This window comes from Micromonospora sp. DT178 (genome assembly GCF_049841695.1).
Taxonomy (GTDB): domain Bacteria; phylum Actinomycetota; class Actinomycetes; order Mycobacteriales; family Micromonosporaceae; genus Micromonospora.
In genome coordinates this window covers 57004-69304 of record NZ_JBNCKV010000029.1, presented here as the reverse complement: position 1 = coordinate 69304, position 12301 = coordinate 57004, and the positions used below count along the sequence as shown (strand labels likewise).

General features: G+C 71.7%; 9 protein-coding genes, 3 tRNA genes and 1 pseudogene. 2 read left to right on the top strand and 11 right to left on the bottom strand.

Annotation, left to right across the window (positions count from 1 at the left end; genetic code table 11):
* The 3 genes from ACLQ22_RS31150 to ACLQ22_RS31140 all read right to left on the bottom strand — a co-directional run.
* Positions 1-987, bottom strand: a 987-nt coding sequence (locus ACLQ22_RS31150; protein WP_425695458.1) for an IS481 family transposase, incomplete at its 3' end; no start/stop codon positions are given.
* A 386-nt stretch (positions 988-1373) separates the two neighbouring features.
* On the bottom strand, positions 1374-1646 hold the full coding sequence (locus tag ACLQ22_RS31145) for a hypothetical protein (RefSeq protein ID WP_425695451.1): 273 nt from the start codon (positions 1644-1646) through the stop codon (positions 1374-1376).
* Positions 1647-1666: 20 nt separating this feature from the next.
* Positions 1667-3469 carry an IS481 family transposase gene (locus ACLQ22_RS31140; protein WP_425695457.1) on the bottom strand — a complete coding sequence of 601 codons (1803 nt, stop codon included), beginning with the start codon at positions 3467-3469 and terminating at the stop codon, positions 1667-1669.
* Positions 3470-4388: 919 nt separating this feature from the next.
* Here ACLQ22_RS31140 and ACLQ22_RS31135 point away from each other — a divergent pair.
* Positions 4389-5030 (top strand): annotated as a pseudogene (locus ACLQ22_RS31135) (IS110 family transposase); the annotation flags it as partial.
* Between the two features lie 567 nt (positions 5031-5597).
* Here the strand turns inward: ACLQ22_RS31135 and ACLQ22_RS31130 are convergent.
* The 8 genes from ACLQ22_RS31130 to ACLQ22_RS31095 all read right to left on the bottom strand — a co-directional run bounded on the left by ACLQ22_RS31130 (position 5598) and on the right by ACLQ22_RS31095 (position 11233).
* Positions 5598-5671, bottom strand: a tRNA-Phe gene (locus ACLQ22_RS31130).
* A 98-nt stretch (positions 5672-5769) separates the two neighbouring features.
* Positions 5770-5846 (bottom strand) — tRNA-Asp (locus tag ACLQ22_RS31125).
* A gap of 32 nt (positions 5847-5878) precedes the next feature.
* Positions 5879-5951, bottom strand: a tRNA-Glu gene (locus ACLQ22_RS31120).
* Between the two features lie 153 nt (positions 5952-6104).
* Positions 6105-6899: a polysaccharide deacetylase family protein gene (locus ACLQ22_RS31115; protein WP_425695450.1), complete on the bottom strand. Its 795-nt coding sequence runs from the start codon at positions 6897-6899 to the stop codon at positions 6105-6107.
* Between the two features lie 76 nt (positions 6900-6975).
* Positions 6976-7926 (bottom strand): MerR family transcriptional regulator, encoded by a 951-nt coding sequence (locus ACLQ22_RS31110; RefSeq protein WP_121397209.1) that lies wholly within the window; start codon positions 7924-7926, stop codon positions 6976-6978.
* Positions 7916-8536: an isopentenyl-diphosphate Delta-isomerase gene (idi, locus tag ACLQ22_RS31105; protein WP_425695449.1), complete on the bottom strand. Its 621-nt coding sequence runs from the start codon at positions 8534-8536 to the stop codon at positions 7916-7918. Before idi ends, ACLQ22_RS31110 begins: the two co-directional genes overlap by 11 nt.
* A 34-nt stretch (positions 8537-8570) precedes the next feature.
* Entirely contained in the window at positions 8571-10079 is a 1509-nt protein-coding gene (gene crtI, locus ACLQ22_RS31100) for a phytoene desaturase family protein (protein WP_425695456.1), read from the bottom strand.
* Positions 10079-11233 carry a polyprenyl synthetase family protein gene (locus tag ACLQ22_RS31095; RefSeq protein WP_425695448.1) on the bottom strand — a complete coding sequence of 385 codons (1155 nt, stop codon included), beginning with the start codon at positions 11231-11233 and terminating at the stop codon, positions 10079-10081. The genes crtI and ACLQ22_RS31095 overlap by 1 nt, the downstream gene beginning before the upstream one ends.
* A gap of 65 nt (positions 11234-11298) precedes the next feature.
* Here ACLQ22_RS31095 and ACLQ22_RS31090 point away from each other — a divergent pair, with 65 nt between their 5' ends.
* Positions 11299-12237 (top strand): phytoene/squalene synthase family protein, encoded by a 939-nt coding sequence (locus tag ACLQ22_RS31090; protein WP_425695447.1) that lies wholly within the window; start codon positions 11299-11301, stop codon positions 12235-12237.
* Positions 12238-12301: the final 64 nt, after the last annotated feature.

The window sequence follows — 12301 nt, the reverse complement described above, 5'->3', positions numbered from 1 at the left end:
ATGCTGGCGGTGACTCGGCCGGTTGAGCTGGTCCGGTGTCGGTGACGGTATGCCGGCCGGGGCGGGGACGGGGTCCAGGGTGGGTGGCAGCCACAGGTCGACCAGCGCCCGTTGCTGCGCGGGAACCGGCTGGAACCGGTCAGCCGGGGTGACCTGTGTCTTCGCATCGAGGGCCTGGTGGGGTCGGTCGGTGTTGTAGTGCAGCACGTAAGCGTCCACCGCAGCCTGGGCTTCCTGCAGGCTGGTGAACGCGTCGGCGGTGTCGAGGAAGTCGGGGCGCACGGTGCCCTGGAACCGTTCCACCTTGCCGTTCTGGTTGGGTGAGGCGGGTGCGGTCAGCCGGTGCGTGATGCCGTTGTGGCGGCAGATCTTGTCGAACAGCACCTCACCGGTGCGGGGCCGGTACTTGCCGAACCGGTCGGTGAACTGCTTGCCGTTGTGGGTGATGATCTCCTCCGGGACCCCGAACCGGGCCAGGGCCTCCGCCAGGGCCAGACACACCGCCCGGCCGGTGGCCCTCTCCACGACCTTCGCGATCACGCAGTACCGGGAGTGGTCGTCAACGGCGGTGACCAGCTTCGCCTCCCGCACCACACCCGTGGCCGGGTTGACCAGCTGCACTCCACCGACGATGTCCATCTGCCACAACTGCATCGGCGCGGGCCGTTCCCACCGCCGATACGACTCCTTCGGCCGCCTCCGGGGCCGGGCCCGCAACAGACCCTGCCGCTGAAGAATCCGATCGATCGTCCGCTCCGACGGCACCACCACGTCCTCGACCACCCACGGGCCGGACTTACGCAGCATCTCCAACCGGATCCGCCGTGACCCCCACCGAGGATGCTCACGGCGTATCTCCGCCACCGCGACCTCAACCGCCTCCGCCACCTGACCAGGGCAGGAGTGCGGCCGATGCGACCGGTCAGCCAACCCGGCCAACTGCTCAGTCAGATACCGGCCCACCCACCGATGCACCCGTCGACCGATGCAACCCGCAGTTGGCGGCTACCTCCGTCACATCCGACCCGGCCAGCACCGCACGAACCGCGTCCAACCGTTGCTCGACAACCGACAAGACAACCAGCGCCAATCCCGGCCTCCCCGAGTCCCGACGCCCCGCGGAGACGTCGGGCCCAGAGTGCCGAAACCGACCACTGTCGCAGATCACCTGGCGGACGCGTGTCGCACATCAGCCGACGGAGGACAGGAGCTGCCTGTGATTGTCTAGTCCCACCACATGCTTGACGTGTCTGTCTCAGCTGATGCTTGACGGGGTGGCCTAGGAAAGATCCGAAGGCTTCATCGTAGGCGGGCTTGAGGCCTGGGTCGGGTTGGGATCGATGCGATGGTGACCGAGTGATGAGCTGGCCTGGTCATTCGGTGAGGGTGATCCGGCGATGGTCGTCGGTGGGGTGCACGGTGACGTCGATGGTGCTTGCGTCTTCGAAGCGCAGGGTGAAGACGGGATCGAGGTCGCAAAGGAACGCGAAGTCGTCTCGGTCCTCGTTACTGTCGTTGACCAGGCGGCCGTAGGCTTCCCAGCCGGCGTCGCTGGCAGTGATTACGGCGGTCACCTCCACGCTGTCGAACAGCGTGGAGGAGTTGGCCCACCAGTCCAGCCAGCAGCGGCCTTCGAAACGATCCATAGCCGTCACCTCTCGGAGGGTCATCGTCGGGCCGGAAGGTGGTCGGTCTTGCGTGGTCGGTGGGCTTTGATGCTGCGGACCGGTTGGTCGTTGGTTCGCTGGAATGTGCGGGGGCCATCGTCGCACTCGACGGTGAGGGCGGTGTCGGTGACGTCGATGGCGACGGTCTTGCCGGCATGCACGCGGCCGAGGGCGATCTTCTGACCGACGACCATGACGACTCCGCTGTTGGAGGCCCGTCGCTGCACCCGCGTGGGCCCGGTGGCCGGTTGGGGTGGCGGTCCTGCGGGGCGGGCACCTCGTAGCCGGATCACCTGGTCTGGGGTGAGCGGGTTGGGGCGGGTGCGTAGGAGTAGGCGGGTTTCCAGGTCGAAGAACGTCAGGGTGTTGGCGTCGATGCGGATGCCGACGCGGCGGCCGCCCAGGATCTCGGCGGCGAGGACGATGTGCTGGCCGAGGGAGACGCTGCCGCAGCGGTTGACGGTCCGTTCGACCTCCACCACGCCGGGGCGGCCTGCCGTGTCGACGGGCAGCGGTGACGGTCCTGCCGGGCGGCCACCGTTGCGGGCCAGCGTGGCCAGGTCAGTCACTGACAGGTGTGAGCGCACGGACTTGAGCCGAGCGCCGGCGATGAGCAGGTGGATGATGTCGGTGTCGGCCCAGAACGTCACCGTGATGCCGGAGCGGGTCGGGCCGAGCCAGAACTGTTTGCCGGCGATCTGAAGGTTCCCCGAGGGCGGCACGACTCGGTCGAACTCGACCGGTCCACCGCAGTAGTCAATGACTGGCTGCGGCGGTTCGGCGTCGTCGACAGTCGCTAGCGCGGCCAGGTCCAGGGGGGAAGCGATCGGTGTGGTCTCGCCGACTGCGTCGGCGAGGAAGCCGGGCAGCTTCACCGGCATCAGCCGCTGGTCTGGGCCGGCCGCAGGGTGGAACCGGTCTGCCGGGAACGCCATGTCCAGGGACTGGTGCGGCCTGTCGGTGTTGTATTCGTGCCGGAACGCATCCACCGCGGCCTGCGCCGCCTCCAGATCGGCGAACACGCCGGCGTCGTCGAGTAGTTCTCGGCGCAGCGTCTGGTGGAAGCGTTCCACCTTCCCGGTGGTGGTCGGGGAGGCCGGCTGGGTGAGCCGGTGCACGATGCCGTTCTCCCGGCAGATCCGGTCGAACAGCACCTCGCCGCCTCTGCCAAACCGGTCGGTGAACTGCTTGCCGTTGTCCGTCAGCAGCTCCTCGGGCACCCCGAACCGGGCCAGCCCTTCCGCCAGGGCCAGACACACCGCACGCCCGGTCGCCCGACGCACCACCTTCGCGATCACCGCGAACCGAGAATGGTCGTCCACCCCGGTGACCACCTTGGCCTCGGAGCCGTCGGCAAGCACGACTCCGCCGACGATGTCCATCTGCCACAACTCCATCGGCCGGGCCCGTTCCCACCGCACATAGTCACCCCGACCACGACGGCGTTTGACCGCCACGTGCAGCCCGTGCCGGGCCAGAATCCGATAGACCGTCATCCGCGACGGCAACGGACCCGGACAGCCGCGGCGGCCTAACTCGAACGCGATCCGCCGCGCACCCCACCTCGGGTGTTCCCGCCGCAGCTCACACACCGCAGCCTCCACCTCCGGCGACGTCTGATGCGGGCACGAATCCGGCCGGTGCGACCGGTCCTGCAACCCGGACAGGCCCGCCTCGTCATAGCGACGCAGCCATGCGTGAACGCTCTGCCGCGACACCCCCATCCGCCCTGCGACCTCGCCAACCCGGTCCCCGGCCTTCACCGCGAGAACCGCCCGATACCGCTGCTCCACCACCGACATCTGCACCAGCGCCAATCCCGGCCCCCTGACCTCGCGATGCCTGCAAACATCACCGATCAAGAAGCCGAACACGGCCACTGTCAAGCATCAGGTGGGACGCGGGTGTAAAGCATCAGCCGGGACAGGACAGAGCTGCCTGTGATCTGTTGCCGAATTGGCCTGTACTAGATCAAGGCGCTCCGCGCGGCGCGGGCCGGGGCGCGGCAACCGGCTCCTACGGAGCCGCCGCCCCGGCCGCCTACGGCGCCGGGGCGGAAAGTCAGCCGGCCCGCAAACCACGCCCTGCCCCGCGCGTCACCCCTGGGCAGTGAGGTGACCCGGTGACGAGTCCCGGTGTGACCCAGTGCCAGTCGGACACGCCTTAACCCGTTCAACCCGTTCTCCGACGTTCCAGAGGCCCACGGAGGGCCGGAGCCACCACGGGCAGGACGGAGTTGCCGAACGGCTCGCACGAAGCCGCTGAGGCCCCAGGGAGGGAAGGGGCAAGGGTGGTAGAGGGGGCGAGGGATGAGGAAGGGGACGGGGTTAGAGCTTGTGCCTCCGGCGGGGGCCAGACGACTCCAGGATGGAGTTGCCGAACGGTTGCGGTGGGTGGGTGGTTGGGAGCTGCCATCCCCACTACCACCGACCCAGGCAAGCCGAGCAGATCAGGGCCAGGGTGTGTGGGTCGGCGGCAGACAGTGAGGATAGTGGGGTGGGTCGCCGGGTTGGTCTGACTCACCGGCAGACCGACGCTTGCTGTCCTTATCCCGATTCGTCGGCCGACTCGGTGACCTCGACATCTGCATGTCACCGGCCAGGCGTCGTGACTTGATAGGAGCCTGTGCGAGAGGCGCCCACCACTGTGTTGTCCGCATCGCCTGACCGGTGACGTGTCCACGTGTTCTCGACGCGACCGAGAAGGGCGGACCTCACCAGCATGGCAGCGAAGAAGCGATCGGTCATCGGCGGTGTTGACACCCACCGCGACACCCACCACGCGGCGGTCATCGACAGCACGGGCGGCCTCCTGGGTGACGCTGAGTTCCCGGCGACCGCCGCCGGCTATGCGGACCTGCTGGCCTGGATGCGCTCGTTCGGCCGGCTGATCGCCGTCGGCGTCGAGGGCACCGGCAGCTACGGCGCCGGCCTGGCCCGCCACCTGACCAGCCAAAAGATCACCGTTGTCGAGGTCGACCGCCCGGATCGCAGGACCCGCCGGAGCAAGGGCAAGTCCGACCTGATCGACGCCATCGACGCCGCCAGGGCCACCCTCGCGGGCACCGCCATGGGCACGCCCAAGACCCGCAGCGGACCTGTCGAAGCCATCCGCGCCCTGCGAGTAGCCCGCCAGAGGGCGGTCAAGGCCCGCACGGCGGCGATCAACCAGATGCGCGGCCTGGTCGCCGCCGCACCGGAAGTTCTGCGGGCGAAGCTGACCAAGCTCAGCGGAGCCGTCCTGGTCACACGCTGCACCGCCCTCACCATCGACCCGACCCGCCTCAACGACCCGGAACACGCCACCGCTGCTGCACTGGCCGGACTCGCCCGACGGGTCGTCGCACTCACCGAGGAGATCACCAGGGATGGCAGCAGCGGGGAAGCGGCGCGCGGCGTTCGCAATGAGGCTCAGTGTCAGCGAGGAAGCTGAGATGTTTCGCATCGCGCTGAAATGATGTGGCCGGTCTCAGAGTCGATGACGATCTCAACACGCCGATGTATGGCCGCCCGAGTCACCGTGTGATCTGGCTGCGCAGAAGGGGACCCGCACACTCTCAGCGGTCCAGCCGGCAGGGGCGTCTCCAGGCGGTCCGTCGTCGGCTCGCCTGTGAGGCAGGTAAGGCCCAGCACCACCACGGCCGCATTGATGAACCGAGGGTGCGCACGTCGAGTAGGCGGCGAGCTGCGCGGCGGCGCATCCAGATCGATAACCGGCATACGGCACGTTAGCGCCCAGGCTTTCCCGGGGACCAGCTTCAGCTTCGAACCGCAGGAGCGCGTGCAGCGAACGTGCAACGAGCGGCGGCGACCACCGGTCAAGAGCGGGCAACCACGAGCAACGCTGGTCGATGCGTCAGGAGGGCTTACAAGAAGATCCCCACCGGCGTTTCCGCAGGTGGGGACCTCTTTAGCCCGGCGAAAGGCTATGTGGCCAGGGGCGGGGTCGAACCGCCGACCTTCCGATTTTCAGTCGGACGCTCGTACCAACTGAGCTACCTGGCCGTGTTGCTCGGTTCATGCTACCCGCAGGGCGGGTTCTCCGCCGGGAGGGTCACATGCCCCGATACGCAGAACGCCGCGCAGGGCGCGGCGTTCTCCGCTGGCGGTCCTGACGGGACTTGAACCCGCGACCTCCGCCTTGACAGGGCGGCGAGCACTCCAACTGCTCCACAGGACCTAGCTTTGTTGCCTCCGGCCGAAGCCGGACCGTGCCCCCAACGGGATTCGAACCCGTGCTACCGCCTTGAAAGGGCGGCGTCCTGGGCCGCTAGACGATGAGGGCGGCCCCGCCATCATTGCACACTCGCAACTTCAAGCGGACTTGCTCCCATCCGGCCCCGCCGGAGGCTTGGATAGCTTACGTGATGGTCGGTCTCTCGACCAAACCGGTATGGCCCTAGCCACAACGGCGGACAAATCCGCAGGTCAGAGGGGCCTAGCGGAGTCGGGCGACGCCGTAGCGGCGCTTCAGGTCGGTGATCAGGTGGGGGCAGGCGGCCAACGTGGCCGCCCGATTGCCGCCCCCGTCGTGCAGCAGCACGACCGAGCCGGGCCGGGCCGCGGCGCGTACCCGCTTGGCGATCGTCGCGGCGGTCGGCTTGCCCCAGTCCTGCGGGTCGACGTTCCAGTGCAGCGACCGCATGCCGAGCTGCCCGGCGACCGTCACCACCTCCCGCGTCCACCGGCCCCCCGGCTGCCGGTAGAACGGCACCTTGGCGCCCGGCACCGCCGCCCGGATCGCCGCGTTGGTGCGGACGAGGTCCCGCCGGATGTCGGCGACCGGCCGCCGGGCCAGGTCCAGGTCGTGGTTCCAGCTGTGGTTGCAGAGCTGGTGGCCCTCCCGCACGATCCGTCGGACCAGCTCGGGGTGACGTCGGGCCTGCGTACCCACCACGCAGAAGGTGGCGGTGACCCGGGCCGCCCGGAGGCGGTCGAGGACCTTCGGCGTCCAGGCCGGGTCGGGCCCGTCGTCGAAGGTCAACGCCACGGTCCGTACGCCGGTCGTGCGGCGCAGCCCCGCCGGCAGCTTCGCCGGCAGCGGGCGGACCAGGGGCCGGGGCGGGGCGGTGCGGGTCGGTCGCGGGGTGGCCGACGGAGCCGGCTCGGCCGGCAGCGGGGCCGAGGCGACGGGGTCGGGACCGGCGGCCCGCCGATCGGTCGCGGTGCCGTCGCCGCAGCCGCCGAGGAGGAGCAGGGCCAGAGCGGTGGCCAGCACGGCGCGTGCGCGCATCGTTCGCTCCCGGAGGGGTCGGGGTCGGCGGACCTCCCGACGCTAGTGGACGGCGTCCCGCCCCCGGCACCCCCGGTCAGTCCGTCGTCGCCTGGTCCAGGGAGTCGCGGAGGGCGAGCGCCAGCGAGACCGCCTCGGTGAGGTCGACCGGCCGCACCACCCCGGCGGGCAGCGAGTCCGCCAGCCAGCCCGGCCCGGCGGCGAGCACCAGCAGCGGCCGGCGGGGCGCGGCGAGCAGGGCGTTGAGCTGGGCGGGGTCGGCGGTGGCCCGGCTGTGCGACCAGATCACCACGGCGGCCGGCCCGGTCCGGTTGACGGCCTCGAGCAGCGCGGGCAGCGGCATCCGGGCGCCGAGCATCCGGTAGCCGACCCCGGCCTCGGCGAGCGCGGCTGCGAGCGCCTCCAGTGGCAGGGTGTGCTGCTCCTCGTCGGCGCAGGTGAGCACGATGCGCGGCGGGCCGGCGGGCGCGCCGGCCCGGGCGGCCACCGCGAACGCCTCCGAGACGCAGCGCGACATCAGGTGCTCGACCTCGACCAGGCCACCGGTGGCGGCGTGCCGTTCCCCGATGCCGAAGAGCACGGGGCGCAGCAGCCCGTCCCAGGTGGCGATCACGCCGTCCGCCTGGACGGCCCGGGCGATCGTCTCGCCGATCGCGACCGCGTCCAGCCGCATGGCGGCGCGGGCGAGCCCCCGGGCCGCCGGTCCGGCCCGGCCGACGGGGATGGTCGACCCGCCGCCGTCCCGGCCGGCGACGGCGCGCACCCGTGGGCGTACGGCGGCGTCGGCGGGCACGGCGTCCGGCGCCCGGCGGGCCCAGCGGGCCGCCTCCGCCGGGGTGACCCCCTGGGCGGTGAGCCGTCGCATGATCTCCAGGCGCGCGAGGTCGGCCGGCGTGTAGCGCCGGTGGTGCCCGGGTACGTGCTCGCTGGGCCCGAGGCCGTAGCGCTGGTGCCAGGTGCGCAGGGTGGTCACGGCGACGCCCAGCCGTCGGGCGACGGCTCCCGCGCTCAGCGCCTCATCGGCCACCCGACCGCTCCGACGCGTCGTCCGCCGGCGGGCCGGGCGGGGTGGCGGCCGGATCCGGCGGGCCGACGGCCGGCCCCGAGGGGGCCAGCAGCCGGTTCACCACCCCGCCCAGCCACGGTGCGTACGCGCGGGGGTCGGCGTCGAGGTCGGCCGCCAGCGTGGTGGGGTCCACCCAGCGCAGCTCGGCCACCTCGTCGGGGTCGGGCAGCAGCGGGCTGCCCGGCCGGAACCGGCCCCGCAGGACGTGGTCGTACTCGAACTCCACCCGGCCGGTGGTCGGGTCCTCGGCGTAGTAGACGTACACCCCGACCTCGGTCAGCTCGACCGGGTCGGCGCCGAGCTCCTCGCGCAGCCGGCGGTTGGCGGCCTCGACGAGGGACTCGCCCGGCGTCGGGTGGCCGCAGCACGAGTTGGCCCAGCGCAGCGGGAAGCGGGTCTTCACCGGTGCCCGCCGTTGCAGCAGCACCCGGCCGTCGGGGTCGACGAGCAGCACCGAGAAGGCGCGGTGGAGCTGCCCCGGGGGCTGGTGGGCGGCGGCCACGGTGGTCTCGCCCTGTGGCCGCCCGGCGTCGTCGACGAGCTCGACGAGATGCTTCTCGCGGGTGGTCACGGCAGGTGTCTCCAGGGTCCGAGGGGGAGGGCCATCAGGATCCCCCGGTGATGCGGCCGGCGGCGAGCTTGCCGGAGATGAGCACCATGGGCACGCCGACGCCGGGCTGGGTGCCCGAGCCGACGAAGACGACGTTCGACAGGGTCCGGTGCAGGTTCGACGGGCGGAACGGGCCGGTCTGGAAGAGGCTGTGGGCGGCGGCGAACGGGGTGCCGGCGGCCATGCCCTGCTCCGCCCACTCGGCCGGGGTCACGGCACGCAGCACCTCGACGCCAGCGCCGAAGCCGACGTAACCGCGTTCCTCCAGGGTCCCGACGAGCTGGTCGGCGTAGCGCTGGGTGAGGTCGCCCCGCCAGTCGAACGGCGCCCGGTCGAGGTTGGGCACCGGGGCGAGCACGTAGTAGGTGTGCCGCCCGGCCGGGGCCACCGACGGGTCGGTCCGGCTCGGGTTGGTGACCAGCAGGGACGGGTCGCTCATCAGCTCGCCCCGCCGGATGACCTCATCGAAGGTGCCCTTCCACGACCGTCCGAAGTGGATGTTGTGGTGGGCGATCTTCCCATACCCCTGCGTCGACCCGACGTGCAGGACCACGCAGGAAGGGGAGTAGGTGAGCCTGCGCGGGCGGCCCGGCGGCAGCAGGTCGCGGTAGGCGACCGGCAGGTCGGGATTGAGCACGACCACGTCGGCCGGGATCAGCTCGCCGTCGGCGGTCACCACGCCGGTGGCCCGGCCGTGGGCGGTCTCCACCCGGGTCACCGTCGTGTCGTAGCGGATCTGGACGCCGTGCTTCTCGGCGGCGCCGGCCATGCCGCGGGAGACCGCGTGGATGCCGCCGCGCGGGAAGTAGACCCCGGCCACCGAGTCGAGGTACGCGATGACCGCGTAGATGGCCAGCGCGTCGTGCGGCGCGAGGCCGGCGTACATCGCCTGGAAGGAGAAGATCCGCTGGGTGCGCGGGTCCCGGAAGAACTGGTTGATCTTCGTCTGGAGCCGCCGGAAGGCGCCGCCGGCCAGCAGCTTGACCAGGTTGCCGGTGAGCAGGTCGGTGGGCGCGTCCAGGTTGCGCTCGATGAAGTCGGCGCGTTCCCACTGCCAGAGCTTGCGGGCGTAGTCGACGAAGCGCAGGTAGCCGTCGGCCTCGCGCGGGCCGCAGACCCGGGCGATCTCGGCGGCCATCCGGGTGGTGTCCGTGATGACGTCGAGCGTCGACCCGTCCGGGTAGTACGCCCGGTAGGCCGGGTCGAGCGGGGTGAGGTCGAGCCAGTCGTCCAGCTCCTCGCCGACCGCGCCGAGCGCCTCGGCGATCAGGTCGGGCATGGTGAGCACGGTGGGCCCGGTGTCGAACTCGTAGCCGTCCACGCCGAGCCGGCCGGCCCGGCCGCCCGGTACCGGCTCGCGCTCCAGCACGGTCACCTGCCGACCGCTGCCCGCCAGGTGCAGCGCGCAGGCCAGCCCACCCAGCCCGGCGCCGACGACGACCACCCGGTCCGTACGCCCGTCGACGGTGCGCACGCGACCACCTCCTTGTGCGAAGTTGCCCATCATGCCCGCCGGTTGGTGGCGGCGGTGGCGAGGCCGGTCAGCGCGGTGCGCGCGGTCTCGTCGAGCGACGCGGTGCCGAGCGCGGTCAGCGCCTCGGTGACCCGGTCGGAGATCATGCGTTCGACCCGGTCGACCGCCCCGGTGTCGGCGACCAGTTCGGCGAGGCGGGCGACCTCCGCGTCCCCCACGTCGGCGCCGACCCCGTCCAGCGCGCGCCGCTGGGTCGGCGTGGCGAGCTGCCGGGCCAGCATGAGCAGCACGGTCGGCTTGCCGGTGCGCAGGTCGTCGCCGGCCGGTTTGCCGGTGCTCGCCGGATCGCCGTAGACCCCGAGCAGGTCGTCGCGGAGCTGGAACGCCTCGCCGACGGCGAGCCCGTAGCGGGTGTACGCGGCGGTCAGCGGGGCGTCGCCGCCGACGCCGGCCAGGCAGGCGCCGAAGAGCAGCGGCCGCTGCACCGTGTAGCTCGCGGTCTTGTAGCGGGCGACCCGCAGCGCCCGGTCGACCGACCAGTTCGCCGCGTCGCTCTCGCCGAGCACGTCGAGGTACTGCCCGGCAATCGTCTCCACGCGCATCTGGTCGTAGCAGCGCCGGACGTCGAGCAGGTGGGCCGGCGGCAGCGTCGCGCGGGCGAGGAGCCGGTCGGCCCAGACCATGCAGAGGTCGCCGATCAGCACCGCGACCGCCTCGCCGAACCGACGCGGGTCGCCCCGGTGGCCGGCGGCGGCGTGCCGGTTGGCCAGCGCCACGTGCGCGGTCGGCCGGCCACGGCGGGTGGCGGAGGCGTCCATCACGTCGTCCTGGACGAGGGCGAAGGTGTGCAGCAGCTCCAGGGCGGCGAACGCGGGCAGCACCGCAGGCAGCGGACCCGTGCCGCCCGGCGCGCCGCGCCACCCCCAGTAGGCGAACGTGGGGCGGACGCGCTTGCCGCCGGCCAGCACGCAGTCGCGCGCCGTCGCGGCGAATCCGCCCATCGCCGCGTCGATCTCCCTCAGCGCGTCGACCTCGGTGGACAGGAAGGTGGCGAGGCTGCCCTCCACCGCCGTGACCAGGTCCTTCGTGTACGCGGCCAGGACCGCCCGGACCGGGTCGTCCCCGTCTGTCGGGCCGGCGGGGGCCACGCGGAGCGAGTTACCCGCAACTGCGTCGTTGGCCATGTGGCTGAGCGTACCCTAGGCTTACGAGTTGCGTCGATTCGTGCGTCGTTTAATGAGGAGGGCCGGTGGACACCGATCTCACCGCGGCCTATGGCCACTGCCGTGAGCTGCACCGACGGCACGGCCGCACCTACTATCTCGCCACCCGGTTGCTGCCCGCTTGGAAACGGCGGCATGTGCACGCCTTGTATGGATTCACGCGCTACGCGGACGAGATCGTCGACCGCACCGAGGAGCTTCCCCCGGCCGAGCGCGCCGCCCGGCTCGACGACTGGGCCGGCCGCTTCGTCGCCGGACTGCACGGCGAACCGGTGGACGACCCGCTGCTCCCCGCCGTGCTGCACACGATCGCCGTCTTCGATCTCGACCGGGACGACTTCGCGTCGTTTCTCAAGAGCATGGCGATGGACCTGACGGTCACCTCGTACCGCACCTACGACCACCTGCTCGACTACATGGAGGGTTCGGCGGCGGTGATCGGCACCATGATGCTGCCGATCCTGGGCAGCTCCGACCCGGCGGCGGCCCGGGAGCCGGCCCGCCAGCTCGGCTTCGCCTTCCAGCTCACCAACTTCATCCGGGACGTGGCCGAGGACCTCGACCGGGGGCGAACCTACCTGCCCGACGACGACCTGGCCCTGTTCGGCGTCACCCGCGAGGACCTGGCCGAGGCGCGCGCCCGGGGCCGCGCCACGTCGCGGATCCGGGACCTGATCGCGTACGAGGTGACCCGCGCCCAAGCGCACTACGCCGCCGCGGCCCCCGGGATCACCCTGCTCGCGCCCGCCTCGCAGGCCTGCATGCGCACCGCGTACGCGCTGTACGGCGGGATCCTGGACGAGGTGGCCGCCCGGGACTACGACGTCTTCGTCGACCGGGCGCTGGTGCCGCAGCGCCGCCGGCTGGCGGTGGCCGCCCGCGCCCTGCTCACCCCCGTCGGCGCGCCGGTGGTGATCCCCGGGCCCGCCCTGGTGCCCGGCCCGCTGGCCGTGCCGGCCCCGTGACGGCCTCCCGCCGCTGACCGTCAGCCCTGTCCGCGAAGGCTGACGGCAGTCACGGCCAGTCGGC

Excerpts from the sequence above, each read along its gene's own strand:
- ACLQ22_RS31115 (WP_425695450.1), bottom strand. The coding sequence starts at position 6,899 with ATGCGCGCACGCGCCGTGCTGGCCACCGCTCTGGCCCTGCTCCTCCTC.
- ACLQ22_RS31140 (WP_425695457.1), bottom strand. The coding sequence starts at position 3,469 with ATGTCGGTGGTGGAGCAGCGGTATCGGGCGGTTCTCGCGGTGAAGGCC.
- ACLQ22_RS31145 (WP_425695451.1), bottom strand. The coding sequence starts at position 1,646 with ATGGATCGTTTCGAAGGCCGCTGCTGGCTGGACTGGTGGGCCAACTCC.
- crtI (WP_425695456.1), bottom strand. The coding sequence starts at position 10,079 with ATGGGCAACTTCGCACAAGGAGGTGGTCGCGTGCGCACCGTCGACGGG.
- ACLQ22_RS31095 (WP_425695448.1), bottom strand. The coding sequence starts at position 11,233 with ATGGCCAACGACGCAGTTGCGGGTAACTCGCTCCGCGTGGCCCCCGCC.